The sequence below is a fragment of the Citrobacter sp. Marseille-Q3906 genome, from assembly GCF_916618775.1.
Classification (GTDB): domain Bacteria; phylum Pseudomonadota; class Gammaproteobacteria; order Enterobacterales; family Enterobacteriaceae; genus Citrobacter; species Citrobacter murliniae.
The window spans coordinates 2066994-2092190 of sequence record NZ_CAKAKA010000002.1; the positions used below are offsets into that span (position 1 = coordinate 2066994).

The 25197-nt window shown below is 52.8% G+C and carries 27 protein-coding genes and 3 tRNA genes; 6 read left to right on the forward strand and 24 right to left on the reverse strand.

The window, feature by feature from the left end:
* Positions 1–363: 363 nt before the first annotated feature.
* Positions 364–453, reverse strand: a tRNA-Ser gene (locus LG384_RS14160).
* 93 nt (positions 454–546) lie between these two features.
* Here LG384_RS14160 and mtfA point away from each other — a divergent pair.
* Both mtfA and LG384_RS14170 read left to right on the forward strand, forming a co-directional pair.
* Positions 547–1344, forward strand: coding sequence for a DgsA anti-repressor MtfA (mtfA, locus tag LG384_RS14165; RefSeq protein WP_045444392.1), 798 nt, complete (start codon positions 547–549; stop codon positions 1342–1344).
* Between the two features lie 100 nt (positions 1345–1444).
* Positions 1445–1520, forward strand: a tRNA-Asn gene (locus LG384_RS14170).
* A 37-nt stretch (positions 1521–1557) separates the two neighbouring features.
* On the opposite strand, the gene cbl is transcribed toward LG384_RS14170, so the two are convergent.
* Positions 1558–2508, reverse strand: a complete 951-nt coding sequence (gene cbl / locus LG384_RS14175; RefSeq protein WP_225761109.1) for an HTH-type transcriptional regulator Cbl — start codon at positions 2506–2508, stop codon at positions 1558–1560.
* A gap of 101 nt (positions 2509–2609) precedes the next feature.
* On the reverse strand, positions 2610–3527 hold the full coding sequence (gene nac / locus LG384_RS14180) for a nitrogen assimilation transcriptional regulator NAC (RefSeq protein ID WP_045444396.1): 918 nt from the start codon (positions 3525–3527) through the stop codon (positions 2610–2612).
* Between the two features lie 324 nt (positions 3528–3851).
* On the opposite strand from nac, the gene LG384_RS14185 reads away from it, so the two are divergent.
* The 4 genes from LG384_RS14185 (at position 3852) to LG384_RS14200 (ending at position 7593) form a co-directional block, all read left to right on the forward strand.
* Positions 3852–3927, forward strand: a tRNA-Asn gene (locus LG384_RS14185).
* A gap of 262 nt (positions 3928–4189) precedes the next feature.
* The gene (locus tag LG384_RS14190) at positions 4190–5227 is read left to right on the forward strand and encodes an extracellular solute-binding protein (RefSeq protein WP_048221163.1); all 1038 of its coding nucleotides are present in this window, start codon (positions 4190–4192) and stop codon (positions 5225–5227) included.
* On the forward strand, positions 5211–6899 hold the full coding sequence (locus tag LG384_RS14195) for an iron ABC transporter permease (protein WP_045444400.1): 1689 nt from the start codon (positions 5211–5213) through the stop codon (positions 6897–6899). Before LG384_RS14190 ends, LG384_RS14195 begins: the two co-directional genes overlap by 17 nt.
* 10 nt (positions 6900–6909) lie before the next feature.
* A complete protein-coding gene (locus tag LG384_RS14200; protein ID WP_045444403.1) occupies positions 6910–7593 on the forward strand; it encodes an ABC transporter ATP-binding protein in 684 nt (227 codons plus the stop codon).
* A gap of 28 nt (positions 7594–7621) precedes the next feature.
* On the opposite strand, the gene ldtA is transcribed toward LG384_RS14200, so the two are convergent.
* From ldtA to LG384_RS14305, 21 genes are all read right to left on the reverse strand, one after another.
* Positions 7622–8548, reverse strand: coding sequence for a L,D-transpeptidase (gene ldtA, locus LG384_RS14205; protein ID WP_048222626.1), 927 nt, complete (start codon positions 8546–8548; stop codon positions 7622–7624).
* Between the two features lie 118 nt (positions 8549–8666).
* On the reverse strand, positions 8667–9731 hold the full coding sequence (gene cobT, locus LG384_RS14210) for a nicotinate-nucleotide--dimethylbenzimidazole phosphoribosyltransferase (protein WP_048221161.1): 1065 nt from the start codon (positions 9729–9731) through the stop codon (positions 8667–8669).
* A 25-nt stretch (positions 9732–9756) separates the two neighbouring features.
* Positions 9757–10500: an adenosylcobinamide-GDP ribazoletransferase gene (cobS, locus tag LG384_RS14215; RefSeq protein ID WP_045444409.1), complete on the reverse strand. Its 744-nt coding sequence runs from the start codon at positions 10498–10500 to the stop codon at positions 9757–9759.
* Entirely contained in the window at positions 10497–11042 is a 546-nt protein-coding gene (gene cobU, locus LG384_RS14220) for a bifunctional adenosylcobinamide kinase/adenosylcobinamide-phosphate guanylyltransferase (protein ID WP_225761110.1), read from the reverse strand. The genes cobS and cobU overlap by 4 nt, the downstream gene beginning before the upstream one ends.
* On the reverse strand, positions 11039–12559 hold the full coding sequence (locus tag LG384_RS14225; RefSeq protein WP_048221160.1) for a cobyric acid synthase: 1521 nt from the start codon (positions 12557–12559) through the stop codon (positions 11039–11041). Before LG384_RS14225 ends, cobU begins: the two co-directional genes overlap by 4 nt.
* Positions 12556–13371: an energy-coupling factor ABC transporter ATP-binding protein gene (locus LG384_RS14230; protein WP_225761111.1), complete on the reverse strand. Its 816-nt coding sequence runs from the start codon at positions 13369–13371 to the stop codon at positions 12556–12558. The genes LG384_RS14225 and LG384_RS14230 overlap by 4 nt, the downstream gene beginning before the upstream one ends.
* A gap of 8 nt (positions 13372–13379) precedes the next feature.
* Positions 13380–14057, reverse strand: a complete 678-nt coding sequence (locus LG384_RS14235) for an energy-coupling factor ABC transporter transmembrane protein (protein WP_045444423.1) — start codon at positions 14055–14057, stop codon at positions 13380–13382.
* Positions 14044–14325, reverse strand: coding sequence for an energy-coupling factor ABC transporter substrate-binding protein (locus LG384_RS14240; protein ID WP_006683999.1), 282 nt, complete (start codon positions 14323–14325; stop codon positions 14044–14046). Before LG384_RS14240 ends, LG384_RS14235 begins: the two co-directional genes overlap by 14 nt.
* Before the next feature lie 2 nt (positions 14326–14327).
* Positions 14328–15065, reverse strand: coding sequence for a cobalt ECF transporter S component CbiM (cbiM, locus tag LG384_RS14245; RefSeq protein WP_045444427.1), 738 nt, complete (start codon positions 15063–15065; stop codon positions 14328–14330).
* Positions 15062–15775, reverse strand: coding sequence for a cobalt-factor II C(20)-methyltransferase (locus LG384_RS14250; RefSeq protein WP_048221158.1), 714 nt, complete (start codon positions 15773–15775; stop codon positions 15062–15064). Before LG384_RS14250 ends, cbiM begins: the two co-directional genes overlap by 4 nt.
* Positions 15772–16566 carry a sirohydrochlorin cobaltochelatase gene (locus tag LG384_RS14255; protein WP_045444434.1) on the reverse strand — a complete coding sequence of 265 codons (795 nt, stop codon included), beginning with the start codon at positions 16564–16566 and terminating at the stop codon, positions 15772–15774. Before LG384_RS14255 ends, LG384_RS14250 begins: the two co-directional genes overlap by 4 nt.
* 10 nt (positions 16567–16576) lie before the next feature.
* Positions 16577–17362: a cobalt-precorrin-6A reductase gene (locus LG384_RS14260; protein ID WP_045444437.1), complete on the reverse strand. Its 786-nt coding sequence runs from the start codon at positions 17360–17362 to the stop codon at positions 16577–16579.
* Positions 17359–18084, reverse strand: coding sequence for a precorrin-3B C(17)-methyltransferase (locus LG384_RS14265; RefSeq protein WP_045444439.1), 726 nt, complete (start codon positions 18082–18084; stop codon positions 17359–17361). The genes LG384_RS14260 and LG384_RS14265 overlap by 4 nt, the downstream gene beginning before the upstream one ends.
* Positions 18084–19139 (reverse strand): cobalt-precorrin 5A hydrolase, encoded by a 1056-nt coding sequence (cbiG, locus tag LG384_RS14270; RefSeq protein ID WP_045444441.1) that lies wholly within the window; start codon positions 19137–19139, stop codon positions 18084–18086. Before cbiG ends, LG384_RS14265 begins: the two co-directional genes overlap by 1 nt.
* Positions 19120–19893: a cobalt-precorrin-4 methyltransferase gene (locus LG384_RS14275; protein WP_045444449.1), complete on the reverse strand. Its 774-nt coding sequence runs from the start codon at positions 19891–19893 to the stop codon at positions 19120–19122. Before LG384_RS14275 ends, cbiG begins: the two co-directional genes overlap by 20 nt.
* Entirely contained in the window at positions 19886–20455 is a 570-nt protein-coding gene (locus LG384_RS14280; protein ID WP_045444452.1) for a decarboxylating cobalt-precorrin-6B (C(15))-methyltransferase, read from the reverse strand. Before LG384_RS14280 ends, LG384_RS14275 begins: the two co-directional genes overlap by 8 nt.
* On the reverse strand, positions 20445–21050 hold the full coding sequence (locus LG384_RS14285; RefSeq protein ID WP_045444455.1) for a cobalt-precorrin-7 (C(5))-methyltransferase: 606 nt from the start codon (positions 21048–21050) through the stop codon (positions 20445–20447). The genes LG384_RS14280 and LG384_RS14285 overlap by 11 nt, the downstream gene beginning before the upstream one ends.
* Positions 21044–22183 carry a cobalt-precorrin-5B (C(1))-methyltransferase CbiD gene (cbiD, locus tag LG384_RS14290; protein ID WP_200013247.1) on the reverse strand — a complete coding sequence of 380 codons (1140 nt, stop codon included), beginning with the start codon at positions 22181–22183 and terminating at the stop codon, positions 21044–21046. The genes LG384_RS14285 and cbiD overlap by 7 nt, the downstream gene beginning before the upstream one ends.
* A complete protein-coding gene (locus tag LG384_RS14295) occupies positions 22180–22812 on the reverse strand; it encodes a cobalt-precorrin-8 methylmutase (protein WP_225761112.1) in 633 nt (210 codons plus the stop codon). The genes cbiD and LG384_RS14295 overlap by 4 nt, the downstream gene beginning before the upstream one ends.
* 10 nt (positions 22813–22822) lie before the next feature.
* Positions 22823–23782, reverse strand: a complete 960-nt coding sequence (cbiB, locus tag LG384_RS14300; protein WP_225761113.1) for an adenosylcobinamide-phosphate synthase CbiB — start codon at positions 23780–23782, stop codon at positions 22823–22825.
* On the reverse strand, positions 23779–25158 hold the full coding sequence (locus LG384_RS14305; protein ID WP_225761114.1) for a cobyrinate a,c-diamide synthase: 1380 nt from the start codon (positions 25156–25158) through the stop codon (positions 23779–23781). Before LG384_RS14305 ends, cbiB begins: the two co-directional genes overlap by 4 nt.
* Between the last annotated feature and the right edge of the window lie 39 nt (positions 25159–25197).

Below are 25197 nucleotides of genomic sequence, written 5' to 3' on the forward strand. Positions count from 1 at the left end.
GCGATAAATATTTCACTACGAAACGCTGCGTAACGTCTCAAGGGCATGAGCTTATATCAGAAGCAAAACGACAGAAATTTAGTATTGATATAGTAAGGCGCATCCGGATATTCCTGAGTGAATATCCGGTATTTGGGCTGAGGAACAACCTTATTAAAGTGCAACACTTCGACTGAAGTCACAAAATGAATGACATGCTGGTAAAGCTCTACCTGGAATGCTGGCTAAGTGATAACTTGTGTAGCTGCGAGTTTGCCCAATGCATACCAGGACAATACCCAGCAAACCAGTTATGAATGGCATACTGAACAAATAAAGTTTTAGCTGAAAGAGATATAAATCGATTGGGTTGAGGCGGTGTTTTGGCGGAGAGAGGGGGATTTGAACCCCCGGTAGAGTTGCCCCTACTCCGGTTTTCGAGACCGGTCCATTCAGCCGCTCTGGCATCTCTCCGTTCTGGCGGTTGCCATGATGCCAGGTAATTTGGCATTTTAACAGACCCAGTTCCGTCAATTTCGTTCAAGTGACGAGTTTGCGAGCAAAACGATGATTAAGTGGCCCTGGAAAGAACAAGAAACAGTCCGTAATGATGAGTGGCCCTGGGATGATGCCCTGGCAATTCCTCTTCTGGTGAATCTCACTGAACAAGAACAAGCCAGACTGATCGCCCTGGCCGAACGCTTTTTACAACAAAAAAGGTTAGTTGCCCTTCAGGGATTTGAACTGGACCCACTGAAAAGTGCGCGTATAGCTTTGCTTTTCTGTTTGCCCATACTGGAATTGGGTATTGAGTGGCTTGATGGTTTTCACGAAGTGCTCATCTACCCTGCCCCATTTGTCGTGGATGACGAGTGGGAAGATGATATTGGGTTGGTGCATAATCAACGCGTAGTTCAGTCCGGACAAAGCTGGCAGCAAGGTCCGATCATCCTGAACTGGCTCGATATCCAGGATTCCTTCGATGCCTCCGGCTTTAATCTGATTATCCATGAAGTGGCGCATAAACTTGATATGCGTAATGGTGATCGCGCCAGCGGCGTCCCGGCAATCCCTTTGCGAGAAATTGCAAACTGGGAACACGATCTGCATGCGGCAATGAACAACATTCAGGACGAAATCGATCTGGTGGGTGAAACCGCATGCAGTATAGATGCATATGCTGCGACCGATCCTGCCGAATGTTTTGCCGTATTATCCGAGTATTTTTTCAGCGCTCCCGAATTGTTTGCGCCGCGTTTTCCCGCATTATGGCAGAGGTTCTTCCAGTTCTATCGGCAAAACCCAATGCTACGGTTGCGCGATAGCCGGGAAGATGACGATTATCGCTCATCGAATGTGCATTAATACTACGTTTTGAGGATTAATTAACCAATTGATATGGCGTGCTAATTTTACTGTTGACACGATATAGTGAGGTCAGTAATATGCGCCTCGTTCACACGATTCCTCTGTAGTTCAGTCGGTAGAACGGCGGACTGTTAATCCGTATGTCACTGGTTCGAGTCCAGTCAGAGGAGCCAAATTTAGAAAAGCCCGCTTTTTAGCGGGCTTTTTGCTTTAGATCTGATAATCAATCATCACTTCATCTGGCTCCATAGCCTGTCGTTTGATCTCATCCACCGATAAGCCCGCATTACATAACTCAATGAATCGCCAGACGTAATTACGCTGTAACTGACCTCGTTTCAGGCCAAGCCAGACGGTATTCGCATCAAATAAATGCCGGGTATCCAGACGGATCAACGTGCCCTCTTCCTGCTCACCGCTGGATTGCTCCGCCACCAGTCCAATCCCCAGTCCCAATGCCACATAGGTTTTAATCACATCCGAGTCCTGAGCGCTAAGGATAATATCGGGCACCAGTCCTTTACGCGCAAATGCCTCATCAATGCGGGAACGTCCCGTAATACCTTGTCGATATGTAATTAGTGGCCAGTGAGCAATAGACTCTAACGTCAATGGAGAAGCCTGAACTAACGGATGATCATGAGGAACAAGCAGGCTGTGATGCCAACGGAACCAGGGAAAGGCCACCAGCAGTGGATCGCTACTTAACCGTTCGCTGGCAATCCCGATATCTGCCCCGCCATTTTGCAATAGCACGTCAATTTCTTGCGGCGTCCCCTGTACTAACTCAAGACGGACTTCAGGAAAGAGTTCGCGAAATGCCTTAATCACCGCCGGCAGGCTGTAGCGAGCCTGTGTGTGCGTGGTAGCAATCGTCAGAACACCGGACGTGTCATTTGTAAACAAATCCGCCAGTCGGCGAACATTACTGGCTTCATTAAGAATACGTTCGGCGATAACCAGCAATGCTTTGCCCGGCTCAGTCATGCCCAGCAGGCGTTTACCGCGCCGGATAAATATTTCAATACCGAGCTCATCTTCAAGCTCGCGAATATGCCGGCTTACGCCCGACTGCGAGGTATAAAGAATGTTCGCGACTTCCGTCAGGTTGTAATCCTGACGGGCCGCCTCGCGGATAATTTTAAGTTGCTGGAAATTCACGCTTCGCTCCGGGTACATCAGACATTACGCTATTGTTAAAGTCTGACGCCCGGCATAACAAATAATAAAAACCTGCATCTTATTCCTGTCGGGAATAAGGTTTAGCTGACCAGCTGCAATTCGCGGTTTTCCAGCGCCGGACGGCTGACCAGTGATAACAGAATTTCTTTTACCGCTTGTGCCTGCGGCGACAAACTCCCTCTGGCCGATACATTCAGCGATAATGGCAGGCTCATCGACGGCGTTGTAATTCGGGCCATCCAGCCATTTGCAGCATTACATAATGAACGAGCGGCCGACTCAGGCAAAACAGTCACCCCCATACCGCTGGCAATAGCTGCAGTTAATGTGGAAATGGACTCAATTTCCCCGATTACTTTGGCCGTTAAGCGACGTAGCGAAAAGGCTTCGTCCACACGTAAACGTACCGCACTATAATCTCGCGGAAGAAACAGATTCATTTGAGCTACTGCGATTAAATCAACACTTTGGCCCGGACAGTCACGCGTGCCAACAAGGAAAAGATCTTCTTTTAGCAATGGTTGACTGGAAATCCCAGCCACCGGCGAACGCTCATAGAGCACAGCCATATCAAGTTGACCACTGAGTAGTTTGTCGTTGAGCACTGCGCCACTGTTTTCATGCAGGTAAACCAAAACATCCGGCAGTTCGGCACGTACAGTTTGTAATAACGGCATCGTTATTGAGGATGCGGCAGTTCCAGGTGCGAGCCCAATAGACACCTGCCCACTCAACGTCTGCCCGACATTATTGACCGCGAGCTGCGCCTGTTCACACTGACGCAAGATAGTCCGGGCGTGAGTATAAAGAACCTTTCCGGCCTCAGTTGGCGTCACGCCGCGCTTGGTACGAATCAACAATTGCTGATCCAGTTCACCTTCCAGCGTAGCAACCTGCTGACTCAGCGCAGGTTGCGCAATGTGCAACACCTCCGCGGCCTGGGTCAGGCTACCAATATCGACGATTTTTACGAAGTATTTCAGTCGTCTGAAGTTCATTTTGCCTCCTGTCGGAATACCAGAACCCGTGCTGGCAGTCATATTTATCAGGTTGCAAGATGCTTGCCAGTTTCGCCTGGCTGCAGTTAATCGCGCTAACCACCCGAAAAATAAGGGCCGATGGTGAATAATAACTATTCTCGATGCTTTGCGCAGTTTTCTGCCTGCCCCAACACGGGTAGGCGCGCACCAGAATGGAGCAAAAACATAAAAAGATTGAAAGATCGTCGCTTTGTTGATTTTGTCAGCAAACAAACACACATTTGCATTTACCCCTTTGACAACCCCTACGACCCTCGCTAATATGCGCCTCGTTCACACGATTCCTCTGTAGTTCAGTCGGTAGAACGGCGGACTGTTAATCCGTATGTCACTGGTTCGAGTCCAGTCAGAGGAGCCAAATTTAAGAAGCCTGCTCAGGAAACTAAGCAGGCTTTTTACTTTTTTACTGCCATTAAAAACCTCATTCCTTAAGCACCCTTCCCAACAGTTTTTCACCTGCCGGATGCCACATCACACCAATGATTAAAGTTGTGTAAATGTAAATCGTTTCAACTTTGCAATTATTGTAAGTGCTAGTGATTATCATTTATTGTACGACTGCCGAAAGGACGAGCGCTCGCTCGTTCACTGAACGTTCCAATTACTCTGGGATATAAACGATGAATGCTCTGCCTCGCACTGGACTGCGCCGTATCACGCTTGCATCAGCCCTGGTACTCTCCGTTAGCCTGCCGGCTTTCGCCCAGGATACGTTAACACTCTATACCACCCGCGAACCGGGTCTGATTCAGCCCCTGCTTGATAGCTGGACGCAATCCAGCGGTATAAAAGTAAGCACCGTTTATATCAAGGATGGCATGCTTGAGCGTGTAAAAGCAGAAGGTAAAAACTCCCCTGCAGATCTGCTGATGACCGTCGATGCCGGAAATCTCATCGATTTAGTTGAAGCTGGCGTGACACAACCTGTGCAGTCCGAAACGTTGAAGACTGCAATCCCGGCCAATCTGCGAGGTGAAGATAACCAGTGGTTTGCGCTTTCTATGCGAGCACGCGTACTTTACGCTGAGAAGTCTCTGCCAATTGATAACTGGCATTACGAACAACTCGCAAGCCCTGAATACAAAGGTAAAGTGTGTATCCGTTCCGGACAGCACCCGTATAACACGGCGCTGATTGCCGCCATGATTGCGCATCACGGTGAAGCCAAAACAGAAGAGTGGCTACGCGGTGTGAAAGCTAACCTGGCACGTAAAGCCACCGGCGGCGACCGTGACGTAGCTCGCGATATCCTCGGTGGTATTTGTGATATTGGCCTGGCTAACTCCTATTACGTCGGCCATATGAAAAATGCCAAACAAGGCAGCGATGCCCGTCAGTGGGGCGATGCGATTAAAGTCGTTAAGCCAACCTTTGAAAATGGTGGCACGCACGTCAATATCAGCGGTGCAGCCGTAGCCCGCTATGCACCTAATAAAGCAGATGCTATTAAACTGATGGAATACCTGGTTTCCGCACCCGCTCAGCAGCAATACGCGAAAGCAAACTTTGAGTATCCGGTACTGAAAGGCGTTACGCTCGATCCGGTTATTAGTGCCACTATCGGTGAAATCGACGTAGATAAAATTCCGTTAACCGAAATCGTGAAGTACCGTAAGCAAGCTAGCCTCCTGGTAGATAAAGTTGGATTCGATCAATAAATCGCTACAGTTTCCGACGTTACGCGGCCTGGTTTCCGGGCCGCAGTCATTATTAACACCATTGCATCTTAGCGCGTTATGCATTGCGCTAGGTGTCCTGACACCCATTGTTGCGCTTATCTGGCAGGCTACACAGGCTGATTTATCTCACTGGGATAATCTCATCGCGTTTGTATTGCCCTCAGCGTTAAAAAACACAGTACTTCTGCTGGCGGGAGTCGCTGTGATGGTGGGCGTGATTGGCGTTGGTAGCGCGTGGGCCGTAACGGCGTGGGACTTCCCAGGCCGCAAAATTCTCAGTTGGGCACTGCTGTTGCCACTGGCGATGCCGACTTATATCGTCGCCTTCGCCTGGCTCGATTTACTGCATCCAATCGGCCCACTGCAGACATTCATCCGTTTTTTACTGGGCTTTGACAGCCCACGACAGTTCCGCCTGCCAGATCTACGTTCACTTTCCGGTGCCATTATTTTGCTCGGTTTAGTACTTTACCCTTACGTTTATCTGACGACCCGGGCCATGTTCATAAGCCAGCCCGCCCATTTACTGGAAGCTGCCCGTACGCTTGGGTGCAGCGCAACCGGGACTTTCTTTCGCGTAGCTCTGCCAATGGCGCGTCCGGCGCTGGCAGTCGGTGTCAGTCTGGCACTTCTGGAAACGCTTAACGATATTGGCGCGTCGGAGTTTCTCGGGGTACAAACATTAACGGTCACTGTGTACACCACATGGATCTCCCGTTCTGATTTATCCGCTGCTGCACAAATCGCCTGCATGATGCTGATGTTTATCTTCTTCATTCTGACGCTGGAGTTTTATGGTCGCAGAAAGCAAGGATTCAGCAGCCGCAGCCTGCGAGAAATTCAACCCACACGCGTGCACGGCTGGCGGGGATGGCTCCTCGGCTCAGTGATTGCGCTGCCAGTTATTTTGGGATTCCTTGCCCCGGTACTGTTTTTAATGTGGGAGAGCGTCAAACGTTTAGGTGAAAAGAACCCGCTTTCCGCCTCGTTGCTCTCCGCATTGCAAAATACACTATTGCTGGCGGCGGGAACCACGCTGGTAGTGGTTTGCGTCAGTTTACTGGTGGCCTGGAGCGCGCGTCATAGTGCCGCAGACAACGCCATGCCAGGTTTTCGTCGCGGCGTGATGCGTCTGGCCTCTTTGGGCTATGCGGTGCCCGGCACTATTCTGGCAATTGGTTTTCTGCCGCCGGCTATGGCGGTAGACCGCTGGCTGGCCGATATACTGGATATTCGTGGTTTGCCGCTCATGTCTGCCGGTATCCTGCTGATTATTTGCTGTGCGATGCGCTTTCAGGCGATCGCCATCGGAGCGCTGGATTCCGGACTGGGTCGTATCCCCCCTTCCCTTGAACAGGCTTCGCGTTTGCTGGGTGAAAATGGCGCAGGTACATTTGCACGAGTCCATTTACCGCTACTACGACCAGCAATAGTAAGCAGTGCATTGCTGGTCTTTGCCGATGCGATGAAAGAGCTGCCCACGACTCTACTTTTACGCCCTGTCAATTTCGAAACGCTGGCAACGCTACTGTATGCAGAAGCCGCTCGCGGAACCTATGAAGAAGGGGCAATTGCCGCGCTGATGATTGTTTTAGCAGGCACGTTACCGGTTATTTTGCTGGTGCGTCACCAGATGACACGCCGTGGTTAAGAGAGTACCAATGTCAGAAATTGCATTACGACTCCAGGATGTGCATGTTGCATATGGCAACAGTCAGCAACCGGTACTGAGCGGATTTTCTATGTCTGTGCGCAAAGGCGAAATCGCCTGTCTGCTGGGCGCTTCAGGCTGTGGGAAAACCACGGTACTTCGTGCTGTTGCCGGGTTTGAACGCCTGCAACGCGGAGATATTTATGTTTCTCAGAGGCACGTTGCCGGCCCTGGCGTGCATCTGCCGCCGGAAAAACGGCATGTCGGCATGGTTTTTCAGGAATATGCATTATTCCCTCATTTGACGGCACAACAAAACGTGGCATTTGGCTTACGACGTATGCCGCGTGAAGAACAGCAGGCCAGAGTGGCAGATCTGTTAAACATGGTGGAATTGCATAGCCATGCCAGCCGTTATCCCCATGAGCTTTCAGGTGGGCAGCAACAGCGTATTGCATTGGCTCGCGCACTGGCGCCACATCCTGAAATCCTGCTGCTGGATGAACCCTTTTCCAGTCTTGATAAGCGTACCCGTGAACGTCTGGGGGGTGAGGTTCGGGATATTTTGCGTGCAGCCGGACAAACAGCGCTGCTGGTTACGCACAGTGAACATGAAGCCCGGTTGATGGCAGACCATATCGGTTTCGTAAAAATGGGGCAGTATCACATTAAACAAGCGGCCAGTCTTACTTGATCACGAAAAACAGGCCGCCTGTTACTCATTAATATTTATGAATCAGGCCGATATTCACCGGCATCCCGGAGCGTCGTTCAAGTGTTGCATTCGCGCGGTTAACATCCACATCACTACCTGTGATAAAACTACGCAATGCAGACGTTACCGGTAGTGGGATCTTTTTATCTGACTCATATTCAGCGCGATTTCGGGACAATGGCTCATGAACCTCAACCCAGCGGCTACCGTCTGGCTCTGCGCTATATTTCACCGGCCTGTCGATAAGTTGAACGCGCGTTCCAACCGGTACGGTATCAAAAAGGTATTTGATATCGTCATTACGCAGACGAATACAGCCCTGGCTCACCCGCAGCCCAATACCAAAATTGGCATTTGTTCCATGAATGGCATATAGCCTGCCGATATAAATGGCATACAACCCCATCGGATTATCTGGCCCGGCCGGAACAAAAGCAGGTAAGCTCTCCCCACGAGCGGCATATTCTCGCCGGGTATTCGCCGTTGGCGTCCAGCCCGGTGCTTCCTGCTTCCGCTCTACCGCTGTCACCCAGTTACGTGGCGTTTCTCTCCCCGCCTGACCGATGCCGATCGGCAAAACCTCAACTGTATTTGTGCCCTGAGGGTAATAGTAAAGGCGCATTTCTGCGACATTGATGACAATTCCCTCACGTACGGTATCTGGCAAAATAATCTGCTGCGGTACAACCAGCGTTGAACCCGACTTCGGCAAATAGACATCCACGCCCGGGTTGGCCTCAAGCATATTGCTTAGCCCCTGCCCGTACTGCGCAGCAAATGCCTCCAGCGGCTGAGTATTTCCTTGCGGAACCGTAATTGTCAAAGGACTTCCCACCAGACGACTTCCCTCGGGTGGCAGCGGATAGCTTACAGCCTGTGTTCCCTGACTCGCGAACAGCATGATAAGCGAACATAGCAGTTTTACACGACGCATCATTGTCCTTTCCTTCGTCGCAACAGATATCCGTTAATTATAGCTTTTTTATCTGTTTTTCGGATTTACGACGTACACCATAAGAAAGAAACCCCGCCATTCAGCGGGGCACGGAGGACTACGCTTCCTTGCCGTCTGGTAGCACAATATTGCTGGCAGCTAAATGCCCCATATTGCTGTACATCGCACAGGCGGCTTCGACAATCGGCATCGCCAGCGCGGCACCACTTCCTTCACCTAAACGCATCCCCATGTTGAGATACGGCTCCAGTTCCAGATGTGCCAACGCGGTCCTGGCTCCCTTCTCGGCAGAGAAGTGTGAAGGGATCAAATATGGCTTAATCTCAGGCGCTATCCGGCAGGCGGCAAGTGCAGCTGAATAAGAGAGGAACCCATCCAGCAGCACCGGCAGACCGCAGGAGGCAGCACCTAACATCACGCCTGCCATACCGACAAGATCAAAGCCGCCGACTTTTGCCAGCACATCGATACCATCACTGGGGTCAGGTTGGTTGACGGCAATTGCCCGGCGGACAACCGCCACCTTATTACCAACGCGGGAAAGTGGAAGGTTAGCGCCAATACCAACCACATCCTCAGCATCGCTACCGGTCAACACGCTGACAATCGCTGCTGCGGGCGTAGTGTTTGCCATACCAAGCTCACCAACGCCAAACAGTGTCACGCCCTCATCCGCCAGTTCACGGATATAGCGGATGACTTCCAGCAGCAGTTCTTCAGCCTGAGAGCGGCTCATAGCCGGACCTTCAGCAATATTGCCGCAACCACGCGCCACACGCATATTGACTACGCCGGGGATAAGATCAGCGTCAATCCCCACATCAATCACATGAACCTTTGCACCCGCCTGAGCCGCCAGCACGCAGACCCCGGTTGTCCCGCGCGTCATATTTGCCGCCTGAATAGCCGTGACCACCTTGGGTGAAACAGCAACGCCCTCATCCCATACGCCGTGATCGGCACACATCACCAGCATCGCTTTTCCCCCGACATGCGGCACACCCTTAAGGCCCGGCATACCAGCCAGTTGCACGGCAAGAGATTCAAGTCGACCAAGACTACCCGGTGGTTTGAGTAATCCGTCAATATGCTTCTGCGCACTCAACATCGCAGCACTATCGGGTGAAGGGATCGCCTGGAGTAAAGAGGATAAAGTCTGCATAAGGGTTCTCAATGTGTAGGCTGGCTCAAAGCAGAGCCAGCAAGAAGATCAGCTCGCCAAGTTCGATGGCCGCACCCAGCGTATCGCCGGTTTGTCCACCCAACGTGCGTTTCAGTAATTGCCCAAGAATGAAAATTGCCACCATCGTGACGACCAGAGCCGCCACGCCACGCATGCCAGGAAGCAGTACTGCGGCAAGAATTGCCGCAAACCCCAACGTTACGCAGGTTTGTCGTCCGGTTACTTTGCCAATAAAGACGTTTCCCAGCCCCTCTTCTCGGGCATAACGATGCCGGTACATCAGCAGAACAGCGGTTCCCCGCCCCGCCACACAGGCCGCCGCCAGTGCCGCGAGCATCGGTGTTCCGCGCAAAGCCAGTTCGCTCACCACCAGCACTTTAGCCAGCAGAACGAAAATCAGCGCCAGCCCACCGTGCGTCCCCAGGCGACTGTCACGCATGATTTCCAGCATGCGTTCGCGCCGACGAGCAGAAAAAATGCCGTCACAGGTATCCGCCAGACCATCAAGATGAAAACCACCGGTCAGCAGCGCCAGAGCCAGCACGCTAAACAGTGCGGCCAGTGGAATACCGCACCAGGGTTGCAACGCCATAAACACCAGACCAGAGAGTCCCCCTAGCACTACGCCGATAAGGGGAAACATGACGATTCCGCGCGAATACTGTTCGAAATCGAGTCCTTGCGACCACCGTGTCGGAACAGGCAAGCGACTGATAAAAGAGAGCATTGCCCAGAACAACTTACTCATTTAATTTTGACTCCAATTCCAGATACCACCAGCCAGACCTCATCCGCCGCCGCTGCCAGGCGCTGGTTAACTCGTCCGGCAATATCACGAAAATGCCGCGCCAGACGATTCTCCGGAACAATCCCCATCCCCACTTCGTTGGTAACCAGAACGATTTTTGCCGGACAACGCTGACAAGCTTCGATCAGCATATGCATCTCTGCCTCAATGGATTTCTCCATTGCCGCGTAATCCCAGCTATCTGGATCGCTCTCACCGCCCAGTGAAAAGAGCAGATTGGTCACCATCGTGGTGATGCACTCCAGTAAAATCGCCTCTTGTGGATCGTTCGTCGCCGTTATCAGCTCATCAAGATGTTGCCAACGCTCAGCGGTACGCCAGTGCGCGGGACGACCATCGCGATGATGCTGAATTCGTGCAGCCATCTCGTCATCAAAAATCTGTGAAGTCGCGATGTACAGCACGTTCGGAGAATCAGCAATTAGCGCCTCAGCATGCCGACTTTTGCCGCTGCGTGCTCCGCCGGTAACCAGAATCATCATACTGGCTCCCGATGTTGCTGCATGATGGTATAAATTTTCTCAATATCGATGTGTTGCCGCATCGCATCCGCCAGCAGATCAAACTGCTGCGATTTATATTGCGCGTAATGGAAGGTGGAATCCAGCGGCGCTAACCCTTTCCGTACACGCAGACCATTAACCAGCGCACGAGTGAATTCATCGCTGTCGAACAGACCATGAAGATAGGTGCCAAACGCCAGACCATCGGGGGTTACCGCGCCATCAGCCACATTACCGCCGTCTTTGTGCAACGTCATCACTGACTGGCATTGCGTGGTTAATTCCGTTTCACCCATATGAATTTCATAACCGCGAACGGATAAGCCCGCCGCGTCCGCCAGCCAGTCAGGCAAAGAGGAGGACATCTGCCCCTCAACCAGGGTCGTTGTTTTGTTCTGGGCAAAATGGGTTACGGTATTGAGCAACCCCAGCCCCGGCAGCGTACCGAGTCCTGACTCCACCTCATCAATGATGGTATCGCCGAGCATCTGGTAACCACCGCAAATGCCCACCACCGGAACGTGCTGGCGATGTAGTTGCAACACGCCGTGCGCCATACCACTTTCACGCAGCCAGACCAGATCGCCCAACGTATTTTTACTGCCGGGCAGGATCACCAGGTCAACACCCGCCAGTTCCTCCGGGTGACGCACATAGCGAACGCGAACGTCCGGTTGTGCCGCCAGTGCGTTGAAATCAGTAAAGTTGGAAATATGTGGTAGTTGAACGACAGCAATCTCTATATCTCGTTTATCGGTGCGCAAATATTTGCCTTTTTGCAACGCGACACCATCCTCATCTTCCAGATCAACATCCAGCCACGGCATCACGCCGAGCACTGGAACGCCGGTCAGCGCTTCAATTTGTTCAATACCGGAATAGAGCAACGCCACATCACCACGAAATTTATTGATGATTACGCCTTTTACTCTGGCGCGTTCGTGGTCGTGCAGCAGCGCCAACGTACCGTAAATTGAGGCAAACACCCCACCACGATCGATATCGGCAACCAGAACAACCGGACACTGCGCCATTTCCGCCATGCCCATATTGACGATATCGCGATCGCGTAGGTTAATCTCAGCCGGGCTTCCCGCCCCTTCCAGCACCAGCACATCAAACTCCTGAGCCAGGCTGTTATAAACCGAAATAATCTGTTCCCGCAGGCGCGGTTTGTATTCGTGGTAACTCACCGCATCCATATCGGTGGCGACTTTGCCCATTAACACGACCTGGGCTTTACGGTCACTGGTCGGTTTAAGCAGCACCGGATTCATACGCACATCCGGTGTGATCCCTGCGGCTTCTGCCTGAAAAATTTGCGCGCGCCCCATCTCTTTACCCTCTGGGGTTATTCCAGAGTTAAGCGCCATGTTCTGCGATTTAAACGGTGCAGTCCGCAATCCATCCTGGTGAAAAATACGACACAGTCCGGCAACCAGTACGCTTTTGCCCACATCAGATGCCGTTCCCTGCAACATTATTGCCTGCGTCATGACGCCTCCTTCAGTGCGTTCTCTCGCATACAGCTAAAAAATTCAGCCTCTGTTTTACACAGCGGGAAGCCTAACTGTGTATGCAGCTTCACCAGCCAGGGCTGAGTTAATCCTGCTTGTTCAATAAGATCCGTGCGGGCAAATACCTCACCCGGTGTGCCGTGCGTCAGCACTTCCCCTCGGCGTAAAACGTAAACTGCATCGCTAACTTCATAAATAAGATCGATATCATGACTGGAAATGACCACATGATTTCCTTGCGCCACAATGCGTTTAATAATCTCAATCATCTGCGCACGACCCGATGGATCAAGGCCCGCAGTGGGTTCATCCAGTAACAGATACTGCGCCTGCAACACCAGCGCCCCTGCAATCGCAACACGTTTCTTTTGCCCGTGGCTTAAGCATTGAATGGGCTGATGGCGGAAATGTTGCGCATCTACCAGCGTCAATGCATCGTCAACCCGTCGGGCAATTTCAGCCTCATCCATACCCAGATTGCGCAAACTGAATGCGATGTCACTGTCAATGTCGGTATAAAAGATTTGCTGATCGGGATCCTGAAATACGGTTGCCACCTGCTGGCGCAGCGCCAGCAGACCACGCTTGCTGTAATCCAGTGGTTTTCCTTGCCACATCACCGCCCCCTGCTGCGGGCGTAGTAAACCACTCAGATTCATAAACAGCGTAGATTTCCCGCAGCCGTTCGCTCCCACCAGTCCGGTGACAGCATGCGGAGAAAAGTCCAGCGTTAGCCCTTTAAGGATGGGGTCATCCTGATAGCGAAACCAAAGCGCTGAGGTGGCAAGCATACTTTTCCTTACAGGTGAAAATCACCCTGATACAGTTTGATATCCAGTGTGGTGGTCATTTGTTGATAGCGGATCAACACGCGCGTAAACAACAATCCCACCAGCATCGCCAGCGAACGATAGCTCAACGGCAAACTACGATAACCAAAACGCAGCGTTTGTGCGCGATGAATGGCGAGCGCTTCGTCTAACAGAATAAAAATAAAGCGCCAGGTCAGCAGGATCTGTTCAGTGAGCAGTCGTGGAACATGCGCACGTTTGAGCAGAATGATTAACTGCGGAAATGGCAAGTTAAGCACCAGCCAGAATGTTGCCGCCAGTGCCGCCAGACTACGCCAGAACGTCTCATTGGCGGTATGTAAGCCCGAGGAGGTGATCCCCAGCCAGTAGCTCCCCACCGGAAGGCTGGCCAGTAAGGTCTGCGGATCGCGACTGACGCTAAATAAAATCGTCACAACACCAACTACCAGAAACCCAAAGGGCAATGCCATCCAGCGGCACCAGCGCCAGAAAGAAATGCGCAGCAACCAGCAACTCAGAGCGGCAATAAGTAACAGCTCAATACCCTGCCCCATCGGGGGCAGAGTAAAGGCCAGGATCATCATCAGCAGCCAGAGCAGGAATTTCCGCTGTGGTGAGACATGAAACCAGCGGCTCTGGTAGCTAAGCCTGTCAAGCCCGGTCATCACGACGTTGTCTGCCCTTGGTGTAACCCAGAATGTAGAAAATGACCGCTGCACCAAGAGATCCCTGAAGCGTAAACAGCAGGCTTTCAATCTCTCCGCTGGCGGGTTCATACAACGGCTGGAACCATGGCTCATAATGAGGGGCGATAGCCTGAATCTGGCTTTCTGCTTCGCCATCCGAGCCACCGTATTCTCCGCCGTGGTTAATAAAGAACGGCAGGATCACCAGCGCCACCACCATCCCTAACAGAATCAGCGTCTTTTTCATCGTTAATGTCCTTGTGCCGTAATCAACTGACGTTTGGTTAACTGGTCGTAGATCATCACGGTCAGCAAGCCTTCCGCGATAGCAATTGGGATCTGCGTCAGACAGAAAATCCCCATAAATTTGATAATTGACCCCATCGCGCCTGCCCCCGGATCCGGGAAGGCGACACCCAACTGGACCGAGGTAACAAAATAGGTCACAAGATCCGCCAGCATAGCGCACAGGAAGACGCAGACATCACGACGGAACCCCGCGCGACAGGCCATCTTCCACACCATGTAACCCACTACCGGGCCAATAACCGCCATCGACATGCCGTTCGCGCCCAGCGTTGTCAAACCGCCATGAGCCAGCAGCAACGCCTGGAATAACAAGACGATCGCGCCAAGAATCGCCACGACGCCCGGCCCAAACAGAATAACGGCCAGACCGACCCCAGTCGGATGCGAGCAACTGCCTGTCACAGAAGGAATTTTTAGCGCCGACAGAACGAAAATAAACGCCCCACACAGTGCCAACAGAACTTTCTGGTGGTTATCTTCCTGCACGATTTGACGCAGGCGTACCAGTCCATACCACAGACAAGGTAAAAACAGCAGCCACCAGGCCAGCGCCCACATCGGCGGTAAAAAACCTTCCATAATGTGCATCGCGAACGCTTTTTCAGGGACAATCATCAGTAATAGCGCCGCGGCCAACCCGCTGAAAGACAGCTGTTTTAGCTGTTGTTCAAGCTTCATTGTGCATACTCCCACTGTTTGTTGACCAGAATGGTCGAGAAATAAGGCAGCGGCTGATCGTCACTCACTTCATTGAGATGACGCCAGCACTGCTCACCCGGCAGCGTGGCTTCTGACATCATTAACGCGCAGTCCAGCAGACCCTCTTGTTGTAGCAATGCCTTGATGCGCGCAAAACGACCATACACTTTCATCAGTACCAGACTGTCATGTTGCTTTAACGCCTGCTGGATTTCTGTTTCCGGTGCGGTACAGGAGACAACTGCCAGCGACTGCTGCTCCATAGCAAGCGGCGTTTTTGAGCGGGCGGCAATAGCGGCAAAAGAAGTCACACCAGGGACGATCTCTAACCAGTCAGGGCAGCCAATCCGCTGGAGTAAAAAGACCCAGGTACTAAACAGCATGGCGTCGCCGAGGGTGATAAAACCTACCTGCTTACCGGCATTCACTTCCTGTACCAACGCGGCAGCGACCTCGTCCCAGACGGCTTCTTTTTCCGCGCTGTCAGCACTCATAGGAAAATGGCAGCAGCGCACTTCAGTCTGTTCACCAATGTATTCACGCACGATCGACAGCGCCAGGCTATCCCCACCTTTACGCCCGGCTGGCGCATAGAGAATATCCAGTGCGCCAAGAGTGCGCGCTGCACGCACGGTGATCAGATCGGAAGCACCTGGTCCGGTGCTTAGTGCATACAATTTACCGCTCATGCTGCTTCCTCCAGCGCCACGTTCAGCGCCTGCTGTAAATGTGCCACGAACATGGCACGTACCGCCGGGTTCTCACCCAAACCACTTAACCACGGCGTGGCCGGAATTCCCGCAGCGTTGAATAACGTCTTCCACGAGTCATCTTCATCGGAAGCCATATCATTGATGGCGTGGTCGCCAGCAACTAACATCAGCGGCATCAGATGCACCGCCGTTACACCTTCCTGACGCAAACTTTCAATAATCACTTCCACTTCCGGATAGCTCTCCACTGCCCCTACACGGGCCGGAAAACGCTGCGCCGTCATCATGTGATCGAGACAGGCGTAGGCGGCAAACGCATGGTGACTAGCTCCGTGTCCCATAAACACCACTTTTTCACTCTCTTTAAGCGGCGGCATCTGTTGTTGCAGCGCCAGCATCAACTGCGCGTAATCATCGTGGCTACTCAGTAGCGGTACACCCAGCGTCAGGCGCGAAAACAGCGGGCGCATGCTCTGAACTTCACGGACAATTTTTTCGTATTCGTCACCGTTGATGATGTGCAGCGACTGAATAGCCACATCCTGATAGCCCTGCTCCGCCAGCTTTTGCAGTGCCTGCAGCGGGGTATCGATATCGATGCCATCACGCTGTTTGAGCTTGCGGATGATCATCCCGGAGGTAAACGCCCGAAACAGATCGCGGTCAGGGCAACTGGCTGCAAGATCACGCTCACAGGCCACAATATTTTTCTCGCAGGTGTCGTGGTAGCTGGTGCCAAAGCTGACCACCAGAAGCGCTTTCTTCATCTCTTACTCCTTAAGCAGCGGCCAGCCAGCGCGCTAAACGCGCCCCAAATGCGGCCTGACTTTCCAGTAACTCTTCTCCCGTCACCAAAGGTGCCGGACGTGTAATCACGATGCAGGGGATACCGGCATCCAGACAAGGTTGTACTTTTTCCTGATAACCGCCTTCCGCACCCGATGCTTTAGTGATAACCACATCAGCCAGACACTGGCGGTAGAACGCAGCATTAAACTCGGCGCTAAAAGGACCGCACAGTGCGAAAATTTCACCCACGCCAAAGCCCAAATCCGCACATTGCTGGATAACCTCAGGTACCGGCAGTACGCGAGCCAGCAGCGTTTTATCCGGCAATCCCGTACGCCAGATAGCCAGATCTTTACTACCGGTCGTCAGCAGTACGCGCTCACCGAAGCGTCGCGCTACATCGCAGGCTTGTTGAATACTCTGCACGGTGTACAAATGCGGGTGCGTTAAATCACTCAGTTGCTCAGGGCGCTGATAGCGGCTTAGCAGTACGCCTGCCGCTTCACATGCGCTCATGATGTTACGGCTCACCACTTCGGCATAAGGATGTGAAGCATCGATCACCCAGCGCGTACCATTTTCTTGCAGCCAGGCAATCATCTGCTCCCGCTCCAGGCGTCCACAGCGCACCTGACCTTTGATGTCGCCCGCCAGCTGTTTCCCTGTCGGTGTTGCAACCGACAAGGTATAGGCCACGTTTGCTGCATCCAGTTGCTGGCACAGCATGCGTGCATCGCTGGTGCCACCCATGACCAGTACATCTCCGTAATTCACAGCACATAACCCCGTGGCGTGATCATCAGGCCATCCTGAACATAGGTCGTTTTATTACCAACAATCACCAGACTGGTCATATCAACCGGTTCAAAGTCCATTTCACCCAGCGTGGTCAGCCATTTCTCCTGTTTTTTACGCCCCGCCGACTTCACGATCCCCACCGGCGTTTGCGCGCTTTTACTGGTCGAAAGCAGTTCAAAAGCACGCGCCAGGTGCCCTTCACGGCCGCGGCTGCGCGGGTTGTAGAAACAGATAACGAAGTCAGCTTCACCTGCGGCAACAATGCGTTTTTCAATCACCGGCCATGGTGTTAACAGATCGCTGAGACTGATATGGCAAAAGTCGTGCATCAACGGTGCGCCCAGCAAAGACGCCGCAGCAATACTGGCCGTCATCCCTGGAACCAGCTTGACCTCAACATCCAGCTTCTGCTTGCTGACCAGTTCGAGTACCAACCCGGCCATGCCATAAATCCCGGCGTCGCCACTGCTGATCAACGCCACGTTGTGCCCAGCCTGCGCCAGTTCAATTGCCGCCTGGCAGCGTTCAATCTCTTTGCACATACCGGTTTTGATCACCTGCTTATCACCAGTGAAGGCTTTTACCAGATGGGTGTATGTTTTATAGCCAACAATAATTTCTGCCGCCTGCAGTGCTTCAACGGCTTCCATGGTCATCATTGCCTGCGAGCCAGGGCCAATTCCAATTACGGTTAACATCAGTGTGAAACTCCCAAAGTAATAGTGACGCCCTGTTCACGCAGGGTCTCGCCTAACAGTTGTCCATGACTCAGTAGCCAGGCTGCAGGACCGGAAACACTTCCCGTGCCGACCGTTTTGCGAACAAACGACGAAGCAGGAAAACGGTGTTCATGCTCACGCAGCGCGTCAGCAGTAAAGGTTTCGAAAGGTACGCGACAGCAGGAGGCCAGTTGGATAAGTCCCTGTTCATCTTTTTTCAGCGTGATGCTGCCAATCGCTTTTAACGCCAGCGGATCGAGCCGCTGGGCTTCAAGTTGACGGGCAAGCAACTCGGCTAACAACGGAAATGGCGTATCACGGCGACAACCAATTCCAGCCACCACCCGCTGTGGCACCAGCTTCCAGTGCGGGATGGGCATTTCTGGTAAATCGGTGCGCAGAGTGATGCAAATTAACGCATCCAGTTCCGGTAATTGCGTGAGATCGGTTACGGTGATAAAACCACGGCGATCACAATGGCTGACGTCCTGTGCCAGTTCATCATCCCACCACAGCCCCACCCGTTTGTTGCTAACCAGCATCTGGTTGACAATTTTTACCACTGAGCGGAAATCGGTCATTCGCGCATTCAACTGGAACGCAAGCGTGTCCAGAGCCGCCATATCATTCACATCCGTCGCGGTCGTAATCACCGGATCAGCCCCCAGCATTCCCGCCAGATAACGCGCAAGGGCATTAGCGCCCCCCGCATGACCTGAGAGCAGGCTGATAACATGCTGGGCACGCTCATCAATCACCACAACCGCCGGATCGCAGAACTTGTCGTTTACCAGCGGGGCCAGTACGCGTACCGCAATACCGGTCGCACCAATAAAAATCAGCGCTGAGTAGTTCGCAAAAGCGTCGCGCGCAGCATTGGCAAAACCGTTTTCGAACGGAAGAAATCCCTCCTCCAGCAACTTTTCACTGGTGAAACAGGTTACCGGCAGCATCGCCGCCAGACGCTTCGCAAGCGTCACGCCGCCCGGTGTCAGGCAAAACAGTGCAATAGATTCAGGCTTTACGGTATTCATGGCTAAAGTCCGCCGCATAGAGTTTGGAGTAGTGGTACTCCGAGCCCAGGAAATTACCGACCAGAATGAGCGCCGTTTTGCGGATCCCTGCATCGCGTACTTTGTCGCCGATATCAGCCAGGGTGCCGCGCACGGTCTGGCTTTCTGGCCAGGTCGCTTTGTAGATGACTGCCACTGGTGTGGTCGCCGGGTAACCGCCTTCAACCAGACGTTCAGCAACCCGGTGAATACGCTGGACAGAAAGATAAATCGCCATGGACGTCTGGTGGCTGGCAAACGACTCCAGCTGTTCACGTTCTGGTACCGGCGTGCGGCCCTCCAGGCGGGTAATAATCAGACTCTGTGAAACTTCAGGTACGGTGTACTCGACACCAAGTTCGGCCGCTGCACCGAGGAATGCGCTGACACCCGGTACAACCTGCCAGTCAATCCCACGTTTGGTCAGCTCTTCGCCCTGCTCACGCACAGAGCCATACAACGAGACATCACCAGTTTGCAGGCGTACTACGGTTTTTCCTGCCTTCACTCCGGCTTCCATCAGGTCGAGGATCTGCTCCAGATGCAGTTCCGCGCTGTCATGGCACTCAGCACCTGCCGGGCAATAATCCAGCAGTTCAGTGTTAATCAGCGACCCGGCGTAGATAACTACCTGCGCCTGTTGCAGCAAGCGGTAACCTTTAAGGGTGATCAGCTCACGATCGCCAGGACCAGCGCCAACAAACCACACACTACGGGGATCAAAAATCTCAGACATGGTTTCCTTCCTTCTGACAGGCGATAACAAAAACGGGATTATTCGGTTTGAAATAGTGACCACTACCGAGCACAGTCAGAGATGAAACCTGCATTTGCAGGCAATCCACCCTCTGTACGCCGAGATGGTCCAGATGAGCCAGGGCGGTATTCAGGTTTTCCTGAAGGATGAATGTCATCACCAACCGTCCTGCCGGATGCAGTTGACGCATCGACCAGTCAATCAGATCGGTCAGATGACCACCGCTGCCGCCCATAAAGATGGCATCGGCTTTTTCGGTGATGGTCATCGGCGCGATACCGGGAAAAATGTCGATATTCCCGCAGGCAAAATGCTGGCGATTTTCGTCCAGAAGCCTTAACGCATCAGGGTTACGCTCGATAGCCGTGACGCGCAGCGACGGATATTGCAACGCCGCTTCGATTGATACACTGCCGGTTCCTGCACCAATATCAATCAGGTGACTGGCACGGTGTAATTCAAGTTTTGAGAGGGCAAGTGCGCGTACCGCTTCTTTGGTCATCGGCACTTTCCCTCCACGCAGAAAAAGCTCATCTTTCATCGAGGATCACCACTGCATTCATGTCATAGTCGGCATTAATTTCACTGAGAGGCAGGCAGTGGATACGCTCATTTTCCATCGCCAGGTTTTCGCCAATCACCATCCAGCGATGTCCCTTACCCCGTGCAATCAGTTGATGGGCGATTTCACGCGGGCCGCACAGGGCATCCGTGACCATGGCCACTTTGTTATGTCGAGCCAGCTCATCGAAACAAACGTTGCGACCGTGGCTACTGGTGAGCCACATGTCGTTCATATCAATGCCGGACTGCGCACAAAGGTACTGCACCGCACTAATACCGGGAATAATGCGCACATTTTCGATGCCAAAGTGCGCCACCATCCGGGTACCGATGCCGTAAAACAGAGGGTCACCAGACGCCAGCACCACCACGTGTCGGTCCTGATGAGCGCTAATCCAGCCCAATAACTCCGGGATGTTGGCCCCGAGGACAAACTGTTCACCGGTAAAATTCGGGAACTGCTGCAGATGCCGCTTGCCACCGACAAGAACATCCGCTGTTGCGACCGCATCGCGCGCCGCCGGCGTCATCAGATGCAACCCCGCGGGCCCCATCCCTACAACAGTTAACATTGCATCTCCTCCGCAATCTCGGCGACAGGACGGTTGCTACCAAGGATCTGGTTATCAAAAGAGAACATAATGGCGTCGCAGGTCGGGGGATTTTTCGTAAAGCGCAAAGTTTGCAGAACGCGCATGCAGATACGCTTAGCCAGATGGTTATAGATATGCTGAAAGCCGTATGCGTCGATGTGCTCCATCGCGGCTTCAGTAGTATCGCAGTCACTGACCAGCGTCAGTAACTCCAGCGGGGCACCAAGCAATGCCAGATGGGCAACAAGTGTCTCCATACGGGCATCGGCAATATGGCTATGGGTATGGAAAATTCCTGCTGCTATTTTAATGAGCTTACCAGGATGGCCAACCAGGACGATTTGTCGGAACCCAAGGCGTACCGCCTCTTCAATCATGTAACCCACGAAGTTACTCATGGTGACGACAACCTGCGTATCGATCCCCATCTGTTCGCGGACGAAACGTTCACCGTGGTTGCCCGGCACCAGCACGACGCGATCCAGCCCGGCGGCACGTTTGATTTCGAGTTCCAGCGACAGTGAACGCTTCCAGCTTTCTTCCGACATCGGTGTAACGATACCGGTGGTACCAATGATGGAAATACCGCCCAGAATACCAAGACGCGAGTTGTAGGTTTTTTGCGCCCGTTCTTCACCTTCTGGAGCGAAGATTTCAATTTGCGCTCCGCGATTTGGTCCGATAGCCTCACGTACGGCAGATTCAATCGTCTGGCGAGGCGTTCGGTTAATCGCCGAACTCCCCACCGGCAGGCCAATACCTTTGCGAGTCACCGTACCGACGCCTTCACCACCCTGTAAGCGGATTTCTCCGCTATCGTCTAACGTTACACGGGCGAAAATCAGCATGCCATGCGTGGCGTCCACGTCATCGCCACCATCTTTGCGGATGGAGGCAATAGCCTGCTGTCCTTCAATGTGCGGCGACTCAACATTCAGACATAGCGTCACACCGGAAGGCGTCACAATTGAAACCTGATGGATCAAATGCTGACGCAATACCATCAGCGCAGCCACTTTCGCTGCCGCCGTCGCACAAGATCCTGTGGTGTATCCTTTGCGCAGTGCTTTTCCGTTATGCCATACCGGAGCATCGAAGGGTTGGTCGCTCATCGCTCCCCCTGCATGTGGTAGAGCATAGCGTTGACGATAGCGGCGGCGACATTGCTCCCCCCTTTGCGGCCTAAGGCGGCAATAGCTGGCAAGTTACTTTGCGTCAGTGCATCTTTCGACTCTTCCGCGCCGACAAAACCTACCGGTACGCCGACCACGCCACTGACGGCAACATCGTGCTCAAGCAGGCGGAACAGCGCCGTCGGTGCGTTACCGAAGACAAACAGCTTTTCGCCTTCTTCCTTCACTGCAATATCGACGGCCGCCATTGAACGGGTGATCCCCTGTTCTTTTGCCGCACGCACCACGCGCGGGTCGCTGATATAGCAGCGGCACTCACCGCCAAATTTTGCCAGCAGTGTTTTATTGATCCCGGAAAGCGCCATCGTGGTATCAGTGTAAATCACGCTCGGACGACGTAGCGCGGCGCAAAAATGCTCCAGCACATCACTGGAAAACCAGAGAATGTCCAGCCAGTCAAAGTCTGCCGTGGTGTGGATAACCCGCTTAATGATGGCCTCATGTAACGGACTAGCAAACTGATAGTCCGGACGGGTTTCACTGATGATCTCACCAATAATGTCGAAACTTTTGGCCTCAATCGCCTGGGGTTGCTGGATATATTGCATAGTATTGTCCTCAGGCTACACCGACCAGCAGCCACCGCAGCGCGATAAATAGCGCCAGTGCCAGCGTCGATGCTACCCACATCAATCGAATCGTTTGGGAAATGTCGTCTACCGAAATATCTCGTTGTGCATCACCAATCCACGGTTTCTCAACACGCTCGCCAAAGTAGTCATTAGGACCACCCAGACGAATACCTAATGCTCCGGCAACAGTTGCTTCCGACCATGCACAGTTTGGGCTGCTGTGGTTGTAGCGATCGCGCCAGCCAATATGCAATGCGCGTGAGCCGTCTTTACGGCATAAGAATGCCGCCAAACCCAGCAGCAGCCAGCTTAGTCTTGCAGGAATAAAGTTTGCGACATCGTCCAGACGCGCGCTGACCATACCGATTGCACGGTATTTTTCATGTTTGTAACCGACCATGGAGTCCAGGGTATTCACCGCCTTGTAGGCCATCGCCAGCGGGGCGCCACCAAGAAAAAGGAAGAACAGCGGTGCGATGATGCCGTCAACAGTGTTTTCAGCAACGGTTTCCACTACTGCGCGATTGATCTGTTGCGGTTGTAATTGCGAGGTGTCACGGCCCACAATCCATGAGAGTTTCTCACGGCTTTCAGCAAGATTATTGGCACGCAGTGGACGCTCAACATCCCGTGCGGCGTCAGCGAGGCAACGCCCCGCCAGCACGGTAAAGATCATCCAAATTTCAATACCCCAGCCAAGCCAGGGGTGAATTGACTGAGCCAGTGTCAGTACGCCCCAGCACACGCCCCAGGTCAGCCCAACAACGACTATCCACATTACTGCGCCACCAATACGCAGCATCATGTCGCTATGACAGTAACGTCGAATCATTCGCTGAACGGCTGAAATAAGATTACCAATCCAGCGTACCGGGTGCGGCCAGTTCGGCGGGTCACCAATGAAAAAATCAAGAAGCCAGGCAATACACCATGCGAGCAGTGTCATAGCACACTCCTTGCCGCCGCCAGCCAGTGATTAAGCATTTCAGGACGCTGAGCAAAATGAACGTGCAGATAGCTGGCGAAAGTATTGCCCATTTGCCAGCCACCAGACCATGATTGCAATGTTTTACCATCACGAACCTTACGGCAGGCCATCACAGCTGGAGTTTCAGGGGTAAAGTCGGAATAATGGAATTCATGTCCGCGCAGCACTTCGCCTGGTGCCGCCAGCAATGTTTGCTCAACAGCCCGCGCTTCACAGTAGCCAAAGCGGGTCAGACGCTTACCCATTTTGCTGTGACCTGGAATAATATCCGCCATCGGCCAGATATCGCCGTTGCTATCCTCCAGCGAGCTTCCAAGATACATAAGACCGCCGCACTCTGCGTAAATCGCCACGCCGCGTTGATGAGCTGAACGCAGTTGCGCCAGCATGCTGGTATTGCCTGAAAGTATCGCAGCGTGCAATTCAGGATATCCGCCGCCCAACCAGATCATCTGGCAATCAGGTAGATGGCTGTCGTGTAACGGACTAAAACGCACGATGTTGATACCCGCACGTTCCAGTAGCGTAATGTTGTCCGGGTAGTAGAAGTTGAATGCTTCATCATCTGCGATGGCAAGCGTTAACCCGGCGCCTGCATCAGCGGCAGGAAGTGCGGGCCACTCGCCAACAGGTTGGGTATCTATTTGGCTTAGCGTCAGGAGGGCGTCGATATCCAGCGTTTGCTCAAGCGTTGCGGCAAATTCCTGCCATGGCTGCTGATTAACAACCGACTCACGCGCGGAGACTAATCCAAGATGACGTTCCGGGAGAGCCACGCCTTCCACTCGGGGAACATAGCCTAAAACAGGCACTGAACAGTAGCGCTCAATCGCCACTTTAAGTAACTGGTAATGGGTTTCGCTGTTAACCCGATTAACGATTACACCGGCAATATTTAAGGAGGGGTCAAAATGCTGAAAACCCATCACCGTCGCGGCAATAGAGGTTGAAACGGCTTTACCATCAACCAACAAGATGACCGGACAACCCAACTGTTTTGCCATTGCGGCGGTACTACAGTAGTCAGGATCTGTTCCATAGCCGTCATACAATCCCATAACGCCTTCGATAACCGCGATATCCGCATGCTGCATCTGATCGCAAAATAAGGCGTTGAGTGTAGGAATGGGGAGCATAAAGCTATCAAGATTACGGGAAGCCGTACCGCATACAGCGGTATGCCAGGCGGTATCAAGGTAGTCAGGACCAACTTTGCAAGGCTGAACACGCAAACCACGTTTTTTCATCAGGCTTAGCAAACCCAGCGTCACCGTAGTTTTACCACAGCCGCTTCCGGTACCTGCAAGAACAAACGCGTGAAAATTGGCCGCCATACCCTGATCCTGTTCAGGGTGGTAGGGGTGTATAGATAC